The sequence below is a fragment of the Streptomyces sp. NPDC100445 genome (genome assembly GCF_044759735.1).
In the GTDB taxonomy this organism is placed as follows: domain Bacteria; phylum Actinomycetota; class Actinomycetes; order Streptomycetales; family Streptomycetaceae; genus Streptomyces.
In genome coordinates, this window is the sequence record NZ_JBIVZV010000018.1 from 134,070 (window position 1) to 154,751 (window position 20,682).

General features: G+C 72.4%; 21 protein-coding genes. 14 read left to right on the forward strand and 7 right to left on the reverse strand.

Annotated features, from left to right (window positions below; translation table 11 throughout):
- The first annotated feature begins 104 nt into the window (after positions 1-104).
- The 3 genes from fabG to ACIQVT_RS33510 all read left to right on the forward strand — a co-directional run bounded on the left by fabG (position 105) and on the right by ACIQVT_RS33510 (position 2,110).
- A complete protein-coding gene (gene fabG, locus ACIQVT_RS33500; RefSeq protein WP_403763077.1) occupies positions 105-824 on the forward strand; it encodes a 3-oxoacyl-[acyl-carrier-protein] reductase in 720 nt (239 codons plus the stop codon).
- A gap of 5 nt (positions 825-829) precedes the next feature.
- Positions 830-1,597 (forward strand): enoyl-ACP reductase FabI, encoded by a 768-nt coding sequence (fabI, locus tag ACIQVT_RS33505; RefSeq protein ID WP_403763080.1) that lies wholly within the window; start codon positions 830-832, stop codon positions 1,595-1,597.
- A gap of 162 nt (positions 1,598-1,759) precedes the next feature.
- On the forward strand, positions 1,760-2,110 hold the full coding sequence (locus ACIQVT_RS33510; RefSeq protein WP_403763083.1) for a hypothetical protein: 351 nt from the start codon (positions 1,760-1,762) through the stop codon (positions 2,108-2,110).
- Here the strand turns inward: ACIQVT_RS33510 and ACIQVT_RS33515 are convergent.
- Positions 2,088-2,780: a FadR/GntR family transcriptional regulator gene (locus tag ACIQVT_RS33515; protein ID WP_403763086.1), complete on the reverse strand. Its 693-nt coding sequence runs from the start codon at positions 2,778-2,780 to the stop codon at positions 2,088-2,090. The genes ACIQVT_RS33510 and ACIQVT_RS33515 overlap by 23 nt on opposite strands.
- 123 nt (positions 2,781-2,903) lie before the next feature.
- Between ACIQVT_RS33515 and ACIQVT_RS33520 the strand changes: the two genes are divergently transcribed.
- From ACIQVT_RS33520 to ACIQVT_RS33535, 4 genes are all read left to right on the forward strand, one after another.
- Complete coding sequence (locus ACIQVT_RS33520) at positions 2,904-4,178, forward strand: CynX/NimT family MFS transporter (protein WP_403763147.1); 1,275 nt, start codon at positions 2,904-2,906, stop codon at positions 4,176-4,178.
- A 59-nt stretch (positions 4,179-4,237) separates the two neighbouring features.
- Positions 4,238-4,357 carry an SGM_5486 family transporter-associated protein gene (locus ACIQVT_RS33525; RefSeq protein WP_276209447.1) on the forward strand — a complete coding sequence of 40 codons (120 nt, stop codon included), beginning with the start codon at positions 4,238-4,240 and terminating at the stop codon, positions 4,355-4,357.
- A 195-nt stretch (positions 4,358-4,552) separates the two neighbouring features.
- Entirely contained in the window at positions 4,553-4,759 is a 207-nt protein-coding gene (locus ACIQVT_RS33530) for a hypothetical protein (protein WP_403763090.1), read from the forward strand.
- 71 nt (positions 4,760-4,830) lie between these two features.
- On the forward strand, positions 4,831-5,349 hold the full coding sequence (locus tag ACIQVT_RS33535) for a SixA phosphatase family protein (RefSeq protein WP_403763093.1): 519 nt from the start codon (positions 4,831-4,833) through the stop codon (positions 5,347-5,349).
- Between the two features lie 158 nt (positions 5,350-5,507).
- Here ACIQVT_RS33535 and serB read toward each other — a convergent pair whose 3' ends face one another.
- Positions 5,508-6,731: a phosphoserine phosphatase SerB gene (serB, locus tag ACIQVT_RS33540; protein ID WP_403763096.1), complete on the reverse strand. Its 1,224-nt coding sequence runs from the start codon at positions 6,729-6,731 to the stop codon at positions 5,508-5,510.
- 572 nt (positions 6,732-7,303) lie between these two features.
- Here serB and ACIQVT_RS33545 point away from each other — a divergent pair.
- On the forward strand, positions 7,304-9,931 hold the full coding sequence (locus ACIQVT_RS33545; protein WP_403763099.1) for an FHA domain-containing protein: 2,628 nt from the start codon (positions 7,304-7,306) through the stop codon (positions 9,929-9,931).
- 112 nt (positions 9,932-10,043) lie between these two features.
- On the opposite strand, the gene ACIQVT_RS33550 is transcribed toward ACIQVT_RS33545, so the two are convergent.
- Positions 10,044-10,820, reverse strand: a complete 777-nt coding sequence (locus ACIQVT_RS33550; protein ID WP_403763102.1) for a transglycosylase SLT domain-containing protein — start codon at positions 10,818-10,820, stop codon at positions 10,044-10,046.
- Positions 10,821-12,253: 1,433 nt separating this feature from the next.
- Here ACIQVT_RS33550 and ACIQVT_RS33555 point away from each other — a divergent pair.
- The gene (locus ACIQVT_RS33555; RefSeq protein WP_403763105.1) at positions 12,254-13,423 is read left to right on the forward strand and encodes a GAF domain-containing sensor histidine kinase; all 1,170 of its coding nucleotides are present in this window, start codon (positions 12,254-12,256) and stop codon (positions 13,421-13,423) included.
- Positions 13,416-14,057, forward strand: a complete 642-nt coding sequence (locus ACIQVT_RS33560; protein ID WP_403763108.1) for a response regulator — start codon at positions 13,416-13,418, stop codon at positions 14,055-14,057. Before ACIQVT_RS33555 ends, ACIQVT_RS33560 begins: the two co-directional genes overlap by 8 nt.
- A gap of 70 nt (positions 14,058-14,127) precedes the next feature.
- On the opposite strand, the gene ACIQVT_RS33565 is transcribed toward ACIQVT_RS33560, so the two are convergent.
- Entirely contained in the window at positions 14,128-14,916 is a 789-nt protein-coding gene (locus ACIQVT_RS33565) for a hypothetical protein (RefSeq protein ID WP_403763111.1), read from the reverse strand.
- Between the two features lie 151 nt (positions 14,917-15,067).
- On the opposite strand from ACIQVT_RS33565, the gene ACIQVT_RS33570 reads away from it, so the two are divergent.
- The 3 genes from ACIQVT_RS33570 to ACIQVT_RS33580 all read left to right on the forward strand — a co-directional run bounded on the left by ACIQVT_RS33570 (position 15,068) and on the right by ACIQVT_RS33580 (position 17,457).
- Positions 15,068-15,865: an ABC transporter ATP-binding protein gene (locus ACIQVT_RS33570; protein ID WP_403763114.1), complete on the forward strand. Its 798-nt coding sequence runs from the start codon at positions 15,068-15,070 to the stop codon at positions 15,863-15,865.
- A 71-nt stretch (positions 15,866-15,936) separates the two neighbouring features.
- A complete protein-coding gene (locus ACIQVT_RS33575) occupies positions 15,937-16,368 on the forward strand; it encodes an NfeD family protein (RefSeq protein ID WP_403763117.1) in 432 nt (143 codons plus the stop codon).
- Between the two features lie 123 nt (positions 16,369-16,491).
- Positions 16,492-17,457: an SPFH domain-containing protein gene (locus ACIQVT_RS33580; RefSeq protein ID WP_403763120.1), complete on the forward strand. Its 966-nt coding sequence runs from the start codon at positions 16,492-16,494 to the stop codon at positions 17,455-17,457.
- Positions 17,458-17,543: 86 nt separating this feature from the next.
- On the opposite strand, the gene ACIQVT_RS33585 is transcribed toward ACIQVT_RS33580, so the two are convergent.
- The 3 genes from ACIQVT_RS33585 to ACIQVT_RS33595 all read right to left on the reverse strand — a co-directional run bounded on the left by ACIQVT_RS33585 (position 17,544) and on the right by ACIQVT_RS33595 (position 19,585).
- Positions 17,544-18,050: an HNH endonuclease gene (locus tag ACIQVT_RS33585; RefSeq protein WP_403763123.1), complete on the reverse strand. Its 507-nt coding sequence runs from the start codon at positions 18,048-18,050 to the stop codon at positions 17,544-17,546.
- A 168-nt stretch (positions 18,051-18,218) separates the two neighbouring features.
- A complete protein-coding gene (locus ACIQVT_RS33590; protein ID WP_403763126.1) occupies positions 18,219-18,758 on the reverse strand; it encodes a YbhB/YbcL family Raf kinase inhibitor-like protein in 540 nt (179 codons plus the stop codon).
- A 44-nt stretch (positions 18,759-18,802) separates the two neighbouring features.
- On the reverse strand, positions 18,803-19,585 hold the full coding sequence (locus ACIQVT_RS33595) for a sporulation protein (protein WP_403763129.1): 783 nt from the start codon (positions 19,583-19,585) through the stop codon (positions 18,803-18,805).
- Positions 19,586-19,684: 99 nt separating this feature from the next.
- On the opposite strand from ACIQVT_RS33595, the gene ACIQVT_RS33600 reads away from it, so the two are divergent.
- On the forward strand, positions 19,685-20,335 hold the full coding sequence (locus ACIQVT_RS33600) for a DNA-3-methyladenine glycosylase (RefSeq protein ID WP_403763132.1): 651 nt from the start codon (positions 19,685-19,687) through the stop codon (positions 20,333-20,335).
- Positions 20,336-20,682: the final 347 nt, after the last annotated feature.

Below are 20,682 nucleotides of genomic sequence, written 5' to 3' on the forward strand. Positions count from 1 at the left end.
CGCGCCGGAAAGCGGACCGATAGGTTTCTGGTGAAGCCGCCTGTCATCCAGGTGTCCGGGCGGTTTGTCCGACCGCATGAGACCGCTATCGAAAGGGTGATCCGTTGAGCCGCTCGGTTCTCGTCACCGGAGGCAACCGGGGCATCGGCCTCGCCATCGCCCGCGCGTTCGCCGACGCCGGCGACAAGGTCGCCATCACGTACCGCTCGGGTGAGCCGCCCGCCGCCCTGACGGAACTGGGCTGCCTGGCCGTGAGGTGCGACATCACCGACCCGGAGCAGGTGGAGCAGGCCTACAAGGAGATCGAGGACCAGCACGGCCCGGTCGAGGTCCTCGTCGCCAACGCCGGTGTCACCAAGGACCAGCTGCTGATGCGCATGTCCGAGGAGGACTTCACCTCGGTCATCGACACCAACCTCACCGGCACCTTCCGCGTCGTCAAGCGCGCCAACCGCGGCATGCTGCGCGCCAAGAAGGGCCGGGTCGTCCTGATCTCCTCCGTGGTCGGTCTCCTCGGTTCGGCGGGCCAGGCGAACTACGCCGCCTCCAAGGCCGCCCTGGTCGGCTTCGCGCGTTCCCTCGCCCGGGAGCTGGGCTCGCGCAACCTCACCTTCAACGTCGTCGCGCCCGGCTTCGTCGACACCGACATGACGAAGGCGCTCTCCGACGAGCAGCGCGAGAAGATCGTCTCGCAGGTGCCGCTCGGCCGTTACGCGCAGCCGGAGGAGATCGCCGCGACGGTGCGGTTCCTCGCCTCGGACGACGCCTCGTACATCACTGGAGCCGTCATTCCCGTTGACGGCGGACTGGGAATGGGTCACTGATCACCATGAGCGGAATTCTCGAGGGCAAGCGCATCCTGGTCACGGGTGTGCTGATGGAGTCCTCCATCGCCTTCCACGTCGCCCGGCTCGCCCAGGAGCAGGGCGCCGAGATCATCCTGACCGCGTTCCCGCGGCCGACGCTGACCGAGCGCATCGCCAGGAAGCTGCCGAAGCCCGCCAAGGTCATCGAGCTGGACGTGACGAACGAGGAGCACCTCGCGCGCCTGGCCGACGTCGTCGGCGAGGAGCTGGGCGGCCTCGACGGCATCGTGCACTCCATCGGCTTCGCCCCGCAGGACGCGCTCGGCGGCAACTTCCTCAACACGCCGTTCGAGTCGGTCGCCACCGCCATGCACGTCTCGGCGTTCTCGCTGAAGTCGCTGACCATGGCCTGCCTGCCGCTGATGCAGAACGGCGGCTCGGTCGTCGGTCTCACCTTCGACGCGCAGTACGCCTGGCCGCAGTACGACTGGATGGGCCCGGCCAAGGCCGCCCTGGAGGCCACCAGCCGCTACATGGCGCGCGACCTCGGCAAGCAGAACATCCGCTGCAACCTCGTCTCGGCGGGCCCGATCGGTTCCATGGCCGCCAAGTCCATCCCGGGCTTCAGCGACCTGGCCGCCGTGTGGGACACCCGCTCGCCGCTGGAGTGGGACCTGAACGACCCGGAGCCGGCCGGCCGCGGTGTCGTCGCCCTGCTGAGCGACTGGTTCCCGAAGACCACGGGCGAGATCATCCACGTCGACGGCGGCCTGCACGCCATCGGCGCCTGACCCGCGGCGCACCCACCGACGCCCCGTCGCCCGCCGTCACCGGCGGGCAGCGGGGCGTCACCCGTTCGGCCCACCCGTGGGGCCGCCCCGGACGCGGCGGCGCACCCTGGACTACGCCGTCCCCCGCAGGTCCCTCCGCAGCCCGGCCGAGGAGGTTCCCTTGTGCGCCTGTCCCGCAGTTTCGCCCCGGTGACCGTGGCCCTGGCCCTCGTCCTGTCCCTGCCGTACGACGCGCTGCCGCACGCGCGCGTGAGCGACGGGAAACCGCCCGCGCCGAGCCGGTTCGGCTCCTCCTGCCGCACGTCCGTCCACGGCTCCCGCGTGGTGGCCTACTGCCACAACCCCTACGTCGACACCGACCGCGTGCGGCTGCACATCGAGTGCGCCCGCTGGTGGGACATCGACACCGACAGCGCCCCCGTGGACGCCGGGCCCGCCCTGACCGTACGGCTGACCGGCCGGTGCTGGAAGGAGGTCGGTACCGTCTGGATCAGCCACCAGAAGGCGCGGTGAACCGGTCCGGCCGGCACAGGAACGGGTAGCTCGCGGCCTCCGTCGCCGCCGACTCCGCGTCCCCCGTGCGGATGGCGTCCAGCAGCCGCGTGTGGTCCATGTGGGTGCCGGGCGTCAGCTCCGCGCCGACGTCGGCGCGCAGCCAGTCCCGCAGCACCTCGCCCAGGTCGGCGTACATCGCGGTCATGACGTCGTTGTGGGAGGCCGCCACCACGGCCAGGTGGAACGTGGCGTCCGCGGTCACGAAGGCCTCCGTGTCGCCGGTCTCCCAGGCCTCCTCGCGCCGCGCCAGCAGCCCGTCAAGCTGCTTGAGGTCCTTCTCGGTGCGCCGTTCGGCGGCCAGCTTCGCGGCGGCCGACTCCAGCGTGGAACGCAGCTCGGCGATGTGCCGGGGGTCGGCCCCCGCGAACCGGCGGTGCATCACGCCGGCCAGCTCGCTCGTCGCCGCGACGTACGTGCCCGAGCCCTGCCGGATATCCAGCAGACCGTTGTGCGCCAGCGCGCGGACGGCCTCGCGGACGGTGTTGCGCGCGACCCCGAGCTGCTCGACCAGTTCCGTCTCCGTCGGGATGCGCGAGCCGACCGGCCACTCGCCGGAGGTGATCTGGTTCCGCAGTTCCGCGATGACCTGCTCGGACAGCGCCGAACGACGGGGGTGGCTCAAGGGCATGGCACACCTTCCCACGCGAGGCCGGGACGGGGACGGCCCGGGGATGGACAACCAATCATCCCATGATTCTATGATGTCCCCATGGTGAGTGAGGAAACGCGGACAGCGGACACCCGTACGGCGATGTCCCCGACGGAACACGGCACGGCCGCCGAGGCCTCCCCGCACGCGGCGGCACCCGGCGCGCCCCCCACACGCGCGTGGGCGGTCCGGCTGGTCGTCGTCGGTATCGTGCTCTCCGCGCTCAACCTCCGCCCGGCCATCACCAGCCTCGGCGCGCTCCTGGAGGAGGTCCGAGACGGTCTCGGCATGAGCGGCGGCGTGGCCGGCCTGCTCACCTCCGTGCCCCCGCTGTGCTTCGCCGTCTTCGGTGTCGCCGCCCCGCGCCTGGCCCGCCGGTTCGGACCCGCCGCCGTGGTGTGCGCCGGCATGGCCGCCATCACCGCCGGCCTGCTCGTGCGCCCCTACGCCGGGGGCACCGTCGGCTTCCTGGCCGGTAGCGCCCTCGCCCTGATGGGCATCGCCGTCAGCAACGTCCTCATGCCGGTCATCGTCAAGCGCTGGTTCCCCGACCGTGTCGGCTCCATGACCGGCCTGTACTCGATGGCCCTCGCCCTCGGCACCTCCCTCGCCGCCGCGGTCACCGTGCCCCTGACCGGCGCCCTCGGCGGCGGCTGGCGGCCCGGGCTCGCCGTGTGGGCGACCATCGCCGCCGTCGCCGTGCTGCCCTGGCTGCCGCTCCTGCGCGACCACGGCCCGGCCCCGGCCGTGGCACGCCGCGAGACGCCGCCGGAGCCGGTGCGGACCGCCCCGCTGCGGATCTCCCGCAGCCGCACCGCCTGGGCCCTCGCCGTCTTCTTCGGCCTCCAGGCCACGGCCGCCTACATCACCATGGGCTGGATGCCGCAGATCTTCCGGGACGCCGGTGTCCCGGCCGGCACCGCGGGCGTGCTCCTCGCCGTCACCATGGTGATGGGCGTGCCGCTGGCCTTCGTCATCCCGCGCGTCGCCGGCCGGCTGCCCCACCAGGGACCGATCGTGCTGCTCCTGGGCGTCTGCGGGCTCGCCGGCTACGCCGGGCTGTACCTCGCCCCGGCCGGCGGCGCCTGGGCCTGGGCGGTGCTCCTCGGCGTCTCCAACTGCGCCTTCCCGCTGGCACTGACGATGGTCGGGATGCGGGCCCGCAGCGGCGCGGGCGTGGCCCAGCTGTCCGCGTTCGCCCAGAGCACCGGCTACCTGATATCCATCCCCGGCCCCCTGCTGGTCGGCGTGCTCTACCAGCACAGCGGCGGCTGGGGCCTGCCGATCGCCCTCATGGCGGGCCTCATGGTGCCGCAGATGGTGGTGGGCTTCCTCGCGGGCCGCGACCGGACGGTCGAGGACGAGGCGGCGCGCTGACCCACCCGTCCGGGTGCCCCGACGCCCGGATCCGGGGCGCGGGGTGCGAGACTGGGCGCATGCAGCCTGTGCTCGACCCGAACCCGCAGAACGGCCAGAAGAAGATGCTGCTCGTCTTCGGCTCGTTCTTCGCCATCTTCGTGATCATCGCCATCATCGCGATCATCGCCTCACCCTGACACCGGCCCCGCCGGCCCGCGCGAGCCGCCTCCGCACGACCGGAGGGTGGGGCTGGCACCCCCATCCCCTAGGGGGCCAGGGTCAGGGTGAACTGGGTGGGATTCCGGATGGGCCGGCGGCCCCGGATTCCGTAGCTTCGAGTGGTGACCGCACCCGGAGGTGACGGACCCGCTCGAGGTACCACGGAGGCGATCATGCCGACCCGCACCCACCCCCGGCCCCACCCGGCCGGCCCAGGGGGCGTCGACACCAGGCTGCCCTGGTGGGCGCTGGCCCTGCCCGCCCTCGCGTTCCTCGCCCTGCTGGCGCTGATAGTGAACCCGTCGGACGCCCACGCGGCCGGCGGTGCCCCGGCCACGGCGCGGCTCCTGGAGCACGCCCACCGGCTCCTCGCCCGCTGACCGGCCCACCCGGTGAAACCGCATGTCAACTCCCTGAGCCGGGTGGCCTGTTTCATGCGAAGCTGGATTCCATGAGCGCCGCAGACTCCCGCAGGATCGCCCTCTTCCGGCACGCGAAGGCCGACTGGCCCGACGTCTTGGACCACGAGCGCCCGCTCGCCGAGCGGGGCCGCCAGGACGCCCCGGTCGCCGGACGCAGGCTGGCCGATACCGGCATCACCTTCGATCTGGCCCTGTGCTCCACGGCGACCCGGACCCGCGAGACCTGGAAGCTCGCCGTCCACGAGCTGTCGCACCGGCCCAGAACGGTCTACGAGGAGCGGGTGTACGACGCCTCGCCCGGCGAGCTGATCGCCGTGCTCAACGAGATCCCGGACGACGTGCGGAACGTGATCCTGATCGGTCACAACCCGGGCGTCCACGGCCTCGCCGAGATCCTGGCCGGCTCGGCCGGGGGCGACGCCCGCGAGCGGATGAACCGCCGGGGCTTTCCCGCCGCCGCGTTCGCCCTGCTGGCCTTCGACGGCCCCTGGAAGAGCGTGGAGCCGGGCGTGGCGACCCTCACGGACTACTGGGCCCCCTCCGAGTGACCCCTCCCGGTCGCCCGCCCGGCCGCTGACCACCGGCCGGCCGGTGCGCCGCAGGCCCGTGCGCCGAAGGGCCCGGCACCGCACCGGCCGCCGGACCCTCGGGCGGGCGCTCCCGGGCGGCCGGTCGCTCCCGGCCGGGTCCTGCGGGGAGCGGGGGGTCAGCTCTCGTCGTGGGTGTCGGCCGCCTCGACCTCGTCGCGGGTGATGCCGAGGAGGTACAGGACCGTGTCGAGGAAGGGGAAGTTCACCGCCGTGTGCGCGGCCTCGCGCACCACCGGCTTGGCGTTGAAGGCCACGCCCAGCCCCGCCGCGTTCAGCATGTCCAGGTCGTTGGCGCCGTCACCGATCGCCACGGTCTGCGACAGCGGGACCCCGGCCTCCGCGGCGAACCGGCGCAGCAGTCGCGCCTTGCCCGCCCGGTCCACGATCTCGCCGACGACCCGCCCGGTAAGCTTCCCGTCGACGATCTCCAGCGTGTTGGCCTGCGCGAAGTCCAGCCCGAGCCGTTCCCTCAGGTCGTCGGTGACCTGGGTGAAGCCGCCGGAGACCACGCCGACCTGGTAGCCGAGCCGCTTCAGGGTGCGGATCAGGGTGCGCGCCCCCGGCGTCAGCCGGACCTCGGCGCGGACCTTCTCCACCACCGACGCGTCCAGCCCCTCCAGCAGGGCCACGCGCGCGTGCAGCGACTGCTCGAAGTCCAGCTCCCCGCGCATCGCCGCCGCCGTCACCTCGGCGACCCGGTCCTCGCAGCCCGCGTGCGCCGCGAACAGCTCGATGACCTCGTCCTGGATCAGGGTCGAGTCCACGTCCATGACCACCAGCCGCTGGGCCCGCCGGTGCAGGCCCGCGGAGACGACCGCTATGTCGACGCCCAGCGCCGCCGCGTCGGAGACCAGGGCCGTGCGCAGCGGTTCGGTCTCCACACCGGACACCGCGAACTCCACCGCCGTGACCGGGTACTTGGCGAGCCGGAAGATGCGGTCGATGTTGCCCCCGGCCTTGGCGATCCGGGCGGCGATCGCGGCCGTCGACTCGGCCGTCAGCGGATGACCGAGGACGGTCACCAGGGAGCGCCCGAGGCCACGCGGGCGGTTGTCGCCGTGCCCGGAGAGGATCTCCGCCTGCATCTTCATCGACTCGGCCCAGCTGTGCACGGTGGCCCGCAGGTCGCCCTCCAGACCGGCCGGCGGCTGCGTCACCAGCGCGCACAGCACCAGGCGGCCCCGGGTGACGACCTGCTCGATGTCGACCACGTCGACGAGGTAGGCGGCAAGGGTGTCGAAGAGGCCGGCGGTGATGCCCGGCCTGTCCTTGCCGAATATCTTGACGAGGAGAGTGGGCACCTCGGGGGTCTGCGAAGCGGGGATCTGCGAAGCGCTCATGGTGTCCACCACCGTATCCGGCACGCAGTGCCTCCCGCCGCCCCGGTCCGCCTGACGGACACGGCCTCCCCACGAGCATCCCACGGCCCTACCGGGACGGCAGATCCGGGCGAGGGCGGGGCTCCGCGGGGCGGCGGGGGAGGAGCCCCTCCTCCCGTCGGACGGCCACGACCGGCGACACCGGCTCGACCGGGAACAGCGCCGGAACCACGGCCGCGGCCGACGTCACCGGGGCTCCGTGCGCGGGGAGTTCGGCCGGTGCGGTGACAACTCCGGCCGGGCGCGCGGCCGCAGGGAGGACCACGACGGCGGCGGGGCCTCGGTCCCGCCCACAGGCGGCGGCGCGAACCCGACGCGGGGAGCGTCCCCGACACCGGGTGCCCCGGGGGCCGCCCACGCCCGTCACCTGGGGACCGGCGCCCCGGCGAGGAGAGCGGGAGCGCGCGCCGGGCCCTTGGCAAGGCCCGGATTTCGGTCAGGGGGCCGAGCCTGAAATAGTGCCCCACGATGTTCGACATCCCTAGACTCCCCGCGACGGGGGCAATTCGGGGGACAACTCAGTGGGGCATGGAGTGCCGGAACTCGTACTCGAAACAAACGGACGTACCTGGACGCTCGATCCGTCCAGGACCTACACCCTCGGACGTGATCCGCAGGGAGACATCGTCTTCGACGACGCCAGGGTGTCCTGGCGGCACGCCACGGTCAGCTTCGACGGACGCGGCTGGACCGTCGAGGACCACGGCAGCACCAACGGCACGTTCGTGCAGGGCCGGCGGATCCAGCACATGGAGATCGGCCCCGGCGCGTCGCTGCACCTGGGCAACGCGACCGACGGGCCGCGGCTGACGCTGTCCGGGGCCGCCGCGCCGGCCGGCGACCCGGACCGGCAGCCCGCGCCCTACGCGTCGGCCGGCGCGGCCGGCCGGCCCCAGCAGGCCCCGGCGCACCCGCAGCCCGACCCGCACCAGGTGCCCGCGCACCCGCAGCCCGAGCAGCACCAGGCGCCCGCGCACCAGCCGTCCGTCCCGCACCAGGCGCACGCGCACGCGCAGGCCGCCGGGCCGGAGTGGCAGCAGGCGCCCGCGTTCCCGCAGCAGCAGGGCGGTCCCGCCGAGCAGTACGCGCAGAAGACGCCCGGTGGTGGCGCGGGGGCGCCGCCGGTCCACGGCGACCGCAGCCCGACCACGTTCCACCAGTTCTCCCTCGGCCGCGTGATGCGCATCGGCCGCGCCCTGGAGAACGACCTCGTCGTCTCCGACCTCCAGGTCTCCCGCAACCACGCGGAGTTCCACGCCACGCCCGACGGCCGCCTCGAGATCCGCGACCTGGGCTCGCACAACGGCACCTACGTCAACGGCCAGCCGATCGCCAAGGGCGGCAGCGCGCTGCTCGGCCCGACCGACATCGTCGGTGTCGGCCACTCGGCCTTCCGGATCGTCGGCGACCGCCTCGAGGAGTTCGTCGACACCGGTGCGGTGTCCTTCTCCGCGCGCCACCTGACCGTGACGGTCGACGGCGGCAAGCAGATCCTGAAGGACGTCTCCTTCGGCGTCCCGGAGAAGTCGCTGGTCGCGGTGATCGGCCCGTCCGGCTCCGGCAAGTCGACCCTGCTCAAGGCGCTCACCGGTTACCGGCCCGCCAACCAGGGCGAGGTCCTCTACGACAACCGGAACCTGTACAAGCAGTTCGCCGAGCTGCGCCAGCGCATCGGTCTGGTCCCGCAGGACGACATCCTGCACAAGGAGCTGACCGTCAGGAAGGCCCTGAAGTACGCGGCCAAGCTGCGTTTCCCGGCCGACACCACCGCGCAGGAGCGCAACGCCCGCATCGACGAGGTGCTGCGCGAGCTGAAGCTCGACATCCACAAGGACAAGAAGGTCACCTCGCTCTCCGGTGGCCAGCGCAAGCGGGTGTCGGTGGCCCTGGAGCTGCTCACCAAGCCGTCGCTGATCTTCCTGGACGAGCCGACCTCCGGCCTCGACCCGGGCATGGACCGGGACGTCATGCAGCTGCTGCGCGGCCTCGCCGACGACGGCCGCACGGTCCTCGTCGTCACCCACTCCGTGGCCGAGCTGGCGCTGTGCGACAAGCTGCTGGTCATGGCGCCGGGCGGTGCGGTCGCCTACTTCGGTCCGCCGGAGGAGGCGCTGAACTTCTTCGGCTACGACAGTTGGGCCGACGTCTTCTCCGCCTTCGAGAACTACCGCGACTACGACTGGGCGGGCCGCTGGAAGGGCTCGCAGCACTACCAGATGTACGCGGCGGACCTCGACTCGGTCGCCCCGCAGTCCGCGCCGGTGCCGGTGCCCCAGGCCATCAGGCCGCCCAAGCCGCAGGGCTGGGGCTCGCAGCTGATGACCCTGATCCGGCGCTACGTGTCGGTGATCGCCTCCGACAAGGGCTTCCTGGCACTGACGGTGATCCTGCCCGCCGTGCTCGGCGCGGTCAGCCTGCTGATCGACCACAGCCGGGGCCTGCTGGTCAACGAGGCGATCAACCCGAGGACCGGCACGCACGTCCCGAACGGCACCGCCACCACCGTCCTGCTGATCCTCGCCGTCGGCGCGTGCTTCGCGGGCGCCGCGAACTCGGTCCGTGAGCTGATCAAGGAACGGGTGATCTACGAGCGGGAACGCGCGACGGGTCTGTCCCGCTCGGCGTACCTGATGTCGAAGGTGGTCGTGCTGGGCGCGGTCACCGTGCTCCAGGGCCTGATGGTCGGCGTGATCGGCTTCGCCAGCCGGGAGATCCCCGCGAAGGGTCTCGTCCTCGGCGGTTCGACGCTGCTGGAGCTGTGCCTGCCGATCATGGCGCTGGGCTTCACCTCGATGATGGTCGGCCTGGTGATCTCCTCGCTGGTGAAGACCGCCGAGAAGACGATGCCGCTGCTCGTCATGTTCGCGATCATCCAGGTCGTCTTTACCGGCTGCCTGTTCGCGCTGCACGGCACGCTCGGCGTCAACGAGTTCTCGTACCTGATGCCGTCGCGCTGGGCGGTGGCCGCCGCCGGTACGACCCTGGACCTCAACAACATCGCGCCCAACACCGACGACCCGGGCAGCACCGACCCGCTGTGGGACCACACGGCCGCGGCCTGGGGCATGGACATGGTCGCGCTGATCGCGCTCGGCGTGGCCTGCGGTTTCTTCGTGGCCCGCTTCCTGCGCCGCCACGAGCCGGAGGTCATGCGCAAGTAACCGCTCCCCGGACGCGCCGCGAGCGGCCCGCGCCGGGGGACACCGAAGGGCGGCGCCCCCAGCAGTGGGGGTGCCGCCCTTCGGCGTCGTCACCGAGGGTCCGCGCCGGCCCTCAGTACGCGCTGTTGACGTTGTCGATCGAGCCGTACTTGTCCGCCGCGTAGTTGGCGGCGGCGGTGATGTTGGCGACCGGGTCGTAGATGTTCCAGGAGGTGCCGGACACGTGGTACGCGGTGAAGGTCGGCGGGATGACCTGGAGCAGGCCCTTGGACGGGATGCCGTTGACGGCGTTGACGTCCCAGTCGTTGATCGCGTAGGGGTTGCCGGAGGACTCCCGCAGGATGTTGCGGTGCAGTCCGTTGTAGGAGCCGGGGATGCCCTTGCTGTGCATGATGTCCAGGGCCTGCCGGATCCAGCCGTCGAGGTTGTTGGCGTACGTCTTCGCGGCGACCGGCTGCATCTGCGGGCGCTGCGCGGAACGGTCGGCGGCCGGGCGGGCGGCGTGCTGGCGCGCGGCCTTGCGGGCGGCGGCGGCCTCGGCGGCCCTCTTCTGCGCGGCGGCGTCGGCCGCCTTCTTCTGCGCGGCGGCGTCGGCGGCCTTCTTCGCGGCGGCCGCGTCCACGGCCTTCTTCTGTGCCGCGTACGTGTCGAGCTTGACGTTCGTGCCGGCCAGCTGGTCGGTGAGCGTGCCCGGCACGTTCTTCAGGGAGGTGCCGGCCGCGACCTGCGCGGTGATGGCGGGGGCGCCGGTGGTGACGGTCCCGGTGTTGCCGGGGACGGCCGAGAAGGCGAGGGCGGCGGTACCGAGCGCGGCGACGCCGGAAAGGGCGATCCGGTGCTGCTTCGTCAGGGCACGACTGCGAACACGGCCGAGGATGTTCTTGGGCATGGCTGATGGACCTCTTCGATAGCGCGGAGGCCGCTCTGCGTCCGCCGGGGGAATCGGCTCCTCCCGCACGAACGCCGCGGGCGGAACCCGCGGCGCTGAGCGACGAAGCAATTCTTAGCTGGCGCAAAATTCCCAGGCAAAGGTGTGACGTACGATGCCGGGTAGTGGATCAGGGAGGGGCAAAATAGGACAGACAGGGCCGTCTGTCCCGTTCATGCGGGCCGGTTCGTCTCCTATGCCCGTTCGTACGTGATGCAGGCCCTATGTGCGGGCTCACACCCCGCTCGACGCACTCTCACGATGCGTTGCCGCCGCAACGCTATGGGTGAGGCTCGGCCCGGTCAGCACCCCGGCACCACGCCTACCCCGCTTCCCGCCCCTCACCACCCCATCCGCCACCCCGCCCGCACGGCCGCCACCCACGGCGATATCTCACCCTCCGCCCGCCCGCGCACCAACCCCCTGCGGCCCGGCGTCCGGCTCTACGACCCGTACGGCTGCCCTGAGCCACTGCCTGCCCGGCGCCGTGTCGCCCCGGGCGCTGCTGGACGCAGCGCACACAGGACCACCGGGCCGCTGCCCAGCTGCTGGCCGGCACCGCCCCAGCGGCGACGCCTCGCCCTTCGCCCGCCCACGCGCCAACCCGTGCGGCCCGCAGCGGCTCCATGGCCAGTACGGCCGCCGTCCACCGGACACCTCGCCCTTCGTCTGCGCCCGCGCACCCCGCCGTGCGGCCCTGCGGTCGGGTCCACGGCCGTACGCCTCTGCGTACCGTGACGCCCGCCCGCTCTCCATCCACGCCCGCGCCCGCGGCCACCCCGTGCGGCCCTGCGGTCGGTTCCAGGGCCCGTAGGCTGCCGCCCACCCGCGATGCCTCGCCCTCCGTGCCCGCCTCCGCACACCATCTCGTGCGGTCCGCGGCGGGCTTCACGGCCCGAACGACCGTCGCCCACCCCGACGCCTCACATCTGCCCGGCTCCGCCGTCCGTACGGCCGCCGTCCACCGCGACGCCCCCGCCCGCCGTCCGTCCCCGCGGCCCGTACAGCTGCCGCGCACCCGCGATGCCTCGCCCTCCGTCCGCCCGCCTCCATGCGCGCCCCATCCCGTGCGGTCCGCGGCGGGCTTCACGCCCCTACGGCCGCCGTCCACCGCGACGCCCCCACATCCGTGCGGCCCCGGCGACCCGCTCCACGGCCGGTACGGCCGCCGTCGACCGCGACGCCCCGTCCTCCCGTCGCCCGCACGCCGCCGAACGGCCGCGCCGGCCCGTACTGACCGAGAAGCCGCCCCCCGTACTGACTGACCGAGAACCTGGACGGTGTTCCGGCGCCCCGGGCCGGTGGCCTACGCCGACCGGCCTAGGTCGGGCGGACCGGGCGCCGGCGGCGGCGGACCGATCCGCGTCGGTGCCGCCCGCCGGTACCGTGAGCCCATGACCAAAGGCCCCCGGTCCGGCCTCGACGCGGTGAGCTCCGCGCTGCTGGCCATGAGCAGGCACCTGGAGGTGCGCGACGTCCTCAAGACGATCGTCGCCTCCGCCCGCGAACTGCTCGACGCCGAGTACGCCGCCCTGGGCGTCCCCGACGACCACGGGGGCTTCGCCCAGTTCGTCGTGGACGGCGTCAGCGACGAGCAGTGGCGCGCCATCGGCCCGCTCCCGCGCCAGCACGGCATCCTCGCCGCGATGCTCCGCGAGGCGAGGACCGAGCGCCTCGCCGACGTGCGCGAGGACCCCCGCTTCGAGGGCTGGCCGCCCGCCCACCCCGACCTCGCCGACTTCCTGGGCCTGCCCATCCGTGACGGCGACGAGGTCATCGGCGCGCTGTTCCTCGCCAACAAACTGTGCGCCGCCGGGGAGCCCCACCGCGGTCCCCGCGCCGAGGGCGGGTGCGGCTTCACCGAGGAGGACGAGGAACTGCTCGGCATCCTCGCCCAGCACGCCGCGATCGCCCTGACCAACGCCCGCCTCTACGAGCGCAGCCGCGAACTCACCATCGCCGAGGAACGCTCCCGGCTCGCCCACGAGCTGCACGACGCGGTCAGCCAGAAACTCTTCTCCCTGCGGCTGACCGCCCAGGCCGCCGCCGCGCTCGTCGACCGCGACCCGGCCCGCGCCAAGGAGGAACTGCACCAGGTCGCGGCCCTGGCCGCCGAGGCCGCCGACGAGCTGCGCGCCGCGGTCGTCGAGCTGCGCCCCGCCGCACTGGACGAGGACGGCCTAATCGCCACCCTGCGCACCCAGATCCAGGTCCTCGACCGCGCCCACACCGCGCGCGTGACGTTCACCGGAGACGGCGTGCGCGCCCTGCCCGCCGCGCAGGAGGAGGCCCTGCTCCGCGTCGCCCAGGAAGCCCTGCACAACGCCCTGCGCCACTCCGGCGCCGCCCACGTCGACGTGAGCGTGCGCCGGTGCGGCCGCGGAGCCGTGCTGCGCGTCACCGACGACGGCGGCGGCTTCGACCCGACGGCGGTCCGCCGTGCCGGACGCCACCTCGGGCTCGTGTCGATGCGGGACCGGGCGAGCGGGGCCGGCGGCACGCTGACCGTGGAGTCGGCGCCCGGGAAGGGCACCACGATCGAGATGGAGGTACCCGGTGGGTGAACCGATCAAGGTGCTCCTCGTCGACGACCACCAGGTCGTCCGCCGGGGCCTGCGCACCTTCCTGGAGGTCCAGGACGACATCGAGGTCGTCGGAGAGGCCGCCGACGGCGCCGAGGGCGTCGCCCGCGCCGAGGAGCTGCGGCCCGACGTCGTCCTGATGGACGTCAAGATGCCCGGTACGGACGGCATCGAGGCCCTGCGCCGGCTGCGCGACCTCGACAACCCCGCGCGCGTGCTCGTCGTCACCAGCTTCACCGAGCAGCGCACGGTCGTCCCGGCACTGCGCGCGGGCGCCGCCGGATACCTCTACAAGGACGTGGACCCCGACGCCCTCGCCGGCGCCATCCGCTCCGTGCACGCCGGCCACGTCCTGCTCCAGCCGGAGGTCGCCGACGCCCTGCTCTCCCAGGAAGAGGCCGGCACCGGAAACGGCAGGGGCGGCACGCTGACCGAGCGGGAGCGCGAGGTGCTCGGCCTGATCGCCGACGGCCGCTCCAACCGTGAGATAGCCCGCGCCCTCGTCCTGTCCGAGAAGACCGTCAAGACGCACGTCTCCAACATCCTCATGAAGCTCGACCTCTCCGACCGCACCCAGGCCGCGCTGTGGGCCGTGCGCCACGGCATGGCCGGCTGACCCCCGCCCCGCGACCTCGCCCGCGGCCCTCTCCGGAGGTCCGCCACCCCGAGCCGATCACGCGCCGCGCTCAGCGCACCCCGCGCTCCCGCTCCTCCACGACCGCGTTGTACGCCGCCACCTGCGCCCGCCGAGCCGTCCGCTCCACCGGCCGGAGCGCCTCGGCACGCGCCGTCATCTCGGCGGAGCTGACCGCGCCCCCGTGCCCGTGGTCGTACGCCAGCGACACCAGCAGCCCCACCCGCTGCGCCAGCTCCAGCACCCGCACCGCGCGCGGCGGATATCCCGGCGCCAGCACCTCCCGGCCGCGCTCGGCCCGCGCCCGGTACGCGCCGATCGCCGCCTCCGCCACCGGCCCCGACCCGGCGACGTCCAGCCCGGACAGCACCTCGGTCGCCTCCCGCAACGCCTCCGCCAGCTCGCGCTCGGCCTCGCCCAGCGACGGCACGTCCGCGGGCGGCGCCTCCCGCACCGGCAGCACGCGCCACACCACCTCCACGTGCACATCGCCCTCGGGCCCGGCCTCGGACACCTCGGGCACCAGCCCGCACGCCCCGCCGTGGCAGACCACCGCCTCCCCGGCCTCCAGCGCCCGCGCGTTGAACTCCACGGGCCCGCTCAGCCCCAGCGGGTGCCCCGGCGCGGGCAGCGCCACCCGCAGCCCGGCCACCCCCAGCGCGCGCAGCCGTCCCAGCGCCAGCGTCAGCCCCACCGGCCCCGTCTCACCGGGCAGCCCCTCCACCCGGTGCACCGCGTCCCCGCCCACGACGGCGAGCACGGCGTCGTCCGGAGAGACGAGTCCGGCCAGAAGAGCGTTTCCCCAAGCGGCGAGGCGTCCTGAACGCGGTTCCGTGAGCATGCCCCCACCCTAAGGACCGGACCGATGGAATGGTCCGGGACGCTCGTGGCGTAGATTTCATATGGGCTGCGCCCACGGGCGCGGCGGACCCGTGCCACAGGCGTACGCGACAGCCGAGACCGGCGACACTGCAAGGGGAGACAACACGCTCATGAGCGATGTTCTGGAGCTTCAGGACGTATCCGTGGTCCGGGAGGGCCGGGCTCTGGTGGACCAGGTCTCCTGGTCGGTGAAGGAGGGCGAGCGCTGGGTCATCCTCGGTCCCAACGGCGCCGGCAAGACCACCCTCCTCAACGTCGCCTCCAGCTACCTCTACCCCAGCAAGGGCACCGCCACCATCCTCGGCGAGACCCTCGGCAGTCCCGGCACCGACGTCTTCGAGCTCCGCCCCCGCATCGGCATGGCCGGCATCGCCATGGCGGAGAAGCTCCCCAAGCGCCAGACGGTCCTCCAGACGGTCCTCACCGCCGCCTACGGCATGACCGCCGGCTGGCAGGAGGAGTACGAGGCCGTCGACGAGCAGCGCGCCCGCGCCTTCCTCGACCGCCTCGGCATGAGCGACTACCTGGACCGCCGGTTCGGCACCCTCTCCGAGGGCGAGCGCAAGCGCACCCTGATCGCCCGCGCCCTGATGACCGACCCCGAGCTGCTCCTGCTCGACGAGCCCGCCGCCGGCCTCGACCTCGGTGGCCGCGAGGACCTCGTGCGCCGGCTCGGCCGGCTCGCCCGCGACCCCATCGCCCCCTCGATGATCATGGTCACGCACCACGTCGAGGAGATCGCCCCCGGCTTCACCCACGTCCTCATGATCCGCCAGGGCAAGGTCCTCGCCGCCGGCCCGATCGAGCTGGAACTGTCCTCCCGCAACCTCTCCCTCTGCTTCGGCCTTCCGCTTGTCGTGGAGCAGATCGGCGACCGCTGGACCGCTCAGGGCCTTCCCCTGTCCTGACCCGTCCTCAACCCGGTTCCGCTCCCGTTCGCGCCCTGTCCGCCGCCCGGCCGCGGTCCTACCATGACCATGTGAACGACATCGGCGCATGGGTGTGGTGGCTCGTCGGCGCGGCGGCGCTCGGAATCCCGCTGGTCGTCACCGCCATGCCCGAGTTCGGCATGCTCGCGGTGGGTGCCGTCGCGGCGGCGGTCGTCTCCGCCCTCGGCTTCGACGCGGTCGTCCAGGTCCTCACCTTCGTCGCCGTCTCCGTCGCCCTCATCGCGGTCGTGCGCCCCATCGCGGCCCGGCACAGCAGGCAACGCCCCCAACTCGCCACCGGCATCGACGCGCTGAAAGGCCGTCAGGCCGTCGTCACCGAGCGGGTCGACGGCTCCGGCGGCCGCATCAAGCTCGCCGGGGAGATCTGGTCGGCCCGCGCGCTCGACACCGCCCGCGCCTACGAAGTCGGCCAGGAGGTGGACGTGGTGGACATCGAAGGAGCCACCGCGGTCGTCATCTGAGGACAACTCACCGAGAACCACTCACGAGTCGTGCGACGGTCTGTCAGACTCGACCAGCAAGATCCTCAACAGTCATGAGATCTGCCGAAGGCGCCGAAGCGGAGAAGGGTACGGGGAGCGACGTTGGAACCGGTCATCATCGTATTGATCATCCTGGTGGTGTTGGTCTTCATCGCCCTGATCAAGACGATCCAGGTCATCCCACAGGCCAGCGCCGCCATCGTCGAGCGCTTCGGCCGCTACACGCGGACGCTGAACGCGGGCCTCAACATCGTGGTCCCGTTCATAGACACCGTCCGCAACCGCATCGACCTGCGTGAACAGGTCGTCCCGTTCCCGCCCCAGCCGGTCATCACCCAGGACAACCTGGTCGTGAACATCGACACGGTCATCTACTACCAGGTCACCGACGCCCGGGCCGCCACCTACGAGGTCGCCAGCTACATCCAGGCGATCGAGCAGCTCACCGTCACCACGCTGCGCAACATCATCGGCGGCATGGACCTGGAGCGCACCCTGACCTCCCGCGAGGAGATCAACGCGGCGCTGCGCGGCGTCCTCGACGAGGCCACCGGCAAGTGGGGCATCCGCGTCAACCGCGTCGAGCTGAAGGCCATCGAACCGCCCACCTCCATCCAGGACTCGATGGAGAAGCAGATGCGCGCCGACCGTGACAAGCGCGCCGCCATCCTCACCGCCGAAGGCACCCGCCAGGCCGCCATCCTCACCGCGGAGGGCGAGAAGCAGTCCCAGATCCTGCGCGCGGAGGGCGAGGCCAAGGCGGCCGCCCTGCGCGCGGAGGGCGAGGCCCAGGCCGTCCGCACGGTCTTCGAGGCCATCCACGCCGGCGACCCGGACCAGAAGCTCCTGTCCTACCAGTACCTCCAGATGCTCCCCAAGATCGCCGAGGGTGACGCCAACAAGCTCTGGATCGTGCCCAGCGAGATCGGCGACGCCCTCAAGGGCCTCTCCGGCGCCATGGGCAACTTCGGCCCCTTCGGCGGCGGCCCGGGCAACGGCGGCGCCTCCGTCCCGCCGCAGAACACCGGCACGGCCACCGAACGCCGCGAGAAGCCCAGCATCGACTGAGCCCGTCGACCGGCCCGCCGCGGAGCGGGACCGCCGCGCCCCGTCGAGGGGGGCGGCTCCCGTCCGCGGCACCGCCCGGGACGCCTTTAAGCGGCGTCCCGACCGAGCCAGTCGGGAAGCGCCTCGAAGTCGTCCTGTCCCAGGGCCAGGAGCATCGCGTCCGCCGGCGTCGGCTCGAACGGCTCCCGCAGCAGCACCATCCCGGCCTCCTCCGGAGTCCGGTTCGCCTTGCGGTGGTTGTCCTCCGCGCACGCGGCCACCGTGTTCAGCCACGTGTCCCGCCCGCCCCGCGACCGCGGCAGCACGTGGTCCACGGTGGTCGCCCGGCGCCCGCAGTACGCGCACCGGTGCCGGTCCCGGACCAGCACACCCCGCCGCGACCACGGCGCTCGTCTTCGGAACGGCACCCGTACGTACCGGCACAGCCGGATCACCCGGGGCGCGGGTATGTCCACGTCCGCACCCCGCATGCGCAGTTCGGAGTGGGCCTGCTCGACCACGGCCTTGTCCTGGAGCACCAGGACGACGGCCCGGTTCACCGTCACCGTCGACAGCGGCTCGAAGCTCGCGTTCAGCACCAGCGTGTCACGCATCCGGCCCACCTCCCGTGCGCACCCGGCCCACCCCCCGGCGGGCTCGGACCAACTCTGGACGGGCACGCCGAGATGGACAACGCAATAAAACTGCCCGCCTCCGATCACTTCCAAGACCGGAGACGGGCAAATCTTCCATGAACGCCGGGCCGCGCCGAGGCGGTGCGCTCAGCCCTCGGCGGGGTTCTCGTACTCCCCGACGAGCTGGGCGCGCGCCAGCGTGTGGAACCGCAGGTTGAACCCGACGACGGCCGGTGAGGCGTCCGCGTCCGGGCCCAGCTTCTCCTGGTCCACCGCGTACACCGTGAAGACGTACCGGTGCGGGTCGTCCCCGGGCGGCGGAGCGGCACCGCCGAAGTCCCTCGTCCCGTAGTCGTTGCGTGCGTGGACGGCGCCCTCGGGCAGCCCCTCGAACCGTCCGCCGCCCGCACCCGCCGGCAGCTCCGTCACCGAGGCCGGGATGTCGAACAGCACCCAGTGCCAGAACCCGCTGCCCGTCGGCGCGTCGGGGTCGTAGCAGGTCACGGCGAAGCTCTTGGTCTCCGGCGGGAACCCCTCCCAGCGCAGCTGCGGCGAGGTGTTCCCCTCCGCCTGGACCTGGGCGCCCTTCAGCGTCGCACCCTCCTGGACGTCCTCGCTCGTCACCGTGAACGACGGCACGGGCGGATGGAAGTCGTGGGGGAGCGGCCGCCGCTTCAGCTCGGTCACCTCGGTACCCTCCTGGTCGATGACTGGAATCAGCAGGTCCGAGCCTAGAACCAGTTGCGCCTGCTGCCGACCTCGGACAGCCACTGGTTGAGGTAGGCCGCCCAGTCGGTCCCCTGCCAGTCGCCCAGACCCACCTGGAAGGACCGGAAGGTGTCCGAGCCCTCGCTGAACAGACCCGGCTTCTTGTCCATCTCCAGCACGACGTCCATCGCGTACTCGTCCGCGACGAAGCTCAGCTCCACCTGGTTCAGCCCCCGGTACTGCGACGGCGGGAAGAACTCGATCTCCTGGTAGAACGGCAGCTTCTGCCGCGTCCCCCGGATGTGGCCCCGCTCCATGTCGGCGGACTTGAACCGGAAGCCAAGCTGGATGAAGGCGTCCAGGATCGCCTTCTGCGCCGGCAGCGGGTGCACGTTGATCGGGTCCAGGTCGCCGGAGTCCACGGCCCGCGCGATCGCCAGTTCGGTGCTCACCCCGATGTGCATCCCGCGCAGCGACTGCCCGTCGATCATCGTGACGGGCGTCTCCCAGGGGATCTCCAGCCCGAACGGCACCGCGTGCACGGCCCCCGCCTCCAGCTCGAAGGCACCCCCGAGCCGCACCTTGGTGAACTCGATGTCCTGCTTGTACTCATGGTCGCCGCTCTCCACCTCGACCTTGGCCTGGAGACCGACGGACAGCCCCTCGATCGCCTGGTTCACGGACCCGCCCTGGATCCGCACCTCACCCTGGACGACGCCACCGGGTACGACGTTGGCCTCGGTCAGCACCGTCTCGACCGAGGCACCGCCGGCCCCCAGGCTCGCGAGCAGCTTCTTGAACGCCATGACTCTCCCTTTACGAACGGACCTCGACCCCTACGAACGCGATCCGGCGCCGGCCGGTTCCGCCGGTGCGGTGCTCCGTCTGGGCTACCCTCGGAAAGCATGATCGCGCCCCCGGACCGTACGCCACTGCCCCGCGACTTCTTCGACCGCCCGGTGTTGGAGGTCGCACCGGATCTCCTCGGCCGCATCCTGGTCCGGACGACACCCGACGGCCCGATCGCCCTCCGCCTCACCGAGGTGGAGGCGTACGACGGCGCGAACGATCCCGGCTCCCACGCCTACCGCGGCCGCACCCCGCGCAACGCGGTGATGTTCGGCCCGCCCGGACACGTGTACGTCTACTTCACCTACGGCATGTGGCACTGCATGAACCTCGTCTGCGGCCCCGAGGGGCGCGCCTGCGCGGTCCTGCTCCGCGCGGGCGAGGTCGTCGAGGGCATCGAGTCGGCCCGCAAGCGACGCCCCTCGGCCCGTGCCGACCGGGAGCTGGCCAAGGGCCCGGCCCGGCTCGCCACCGCCCTGGAGGTCGACCGCGCCCTGGACGGCACGGACGCGTGCGCCCCGGGAGAGACACCGCTGAGGATCCTGGCCGGCGCGCCCGTCCCCGCCGACCGGGTACGCAGCGGACCTCGCACCGGGGTCGCCGGCGAGGGCGGGAACGGGGAGCTGCACCCCTGGCGTTACTGGGTGGCGGACGACCCGACGGTGAGCCCCTACCGGGCTCACGTGCCGAAGCGGCGACGTAGTTGACGCGGCCCGCCAAGTTGCGTAATGTGGCCCGAGCCGCTGAACCGGGTACGGCGATCGCCTGCAGCCGGAGCGGCCAAACCTCCACTCAGCTACGCCCCCTCGGCGGGGTCGATTCCGACGCGCCCGCGCGTCCGAATTCGAACTCGCGGGACTCGATTATGAGTCGCCTAGGGATTCGGCTAAAGTAGTGGATGTCGAAAGGCCGGAGGCGAAAGCCGAAAGCCCGCAGACAAAGCCCACCGACGGGAATCGGACACCGAAAGGGTCTGATAGAGTCGGAAGCGCCGGAAAGGGAAACGCGGAAGCGGGAACCTGGAAAGCACCGAGGAAATCGGATCGGAAAGATC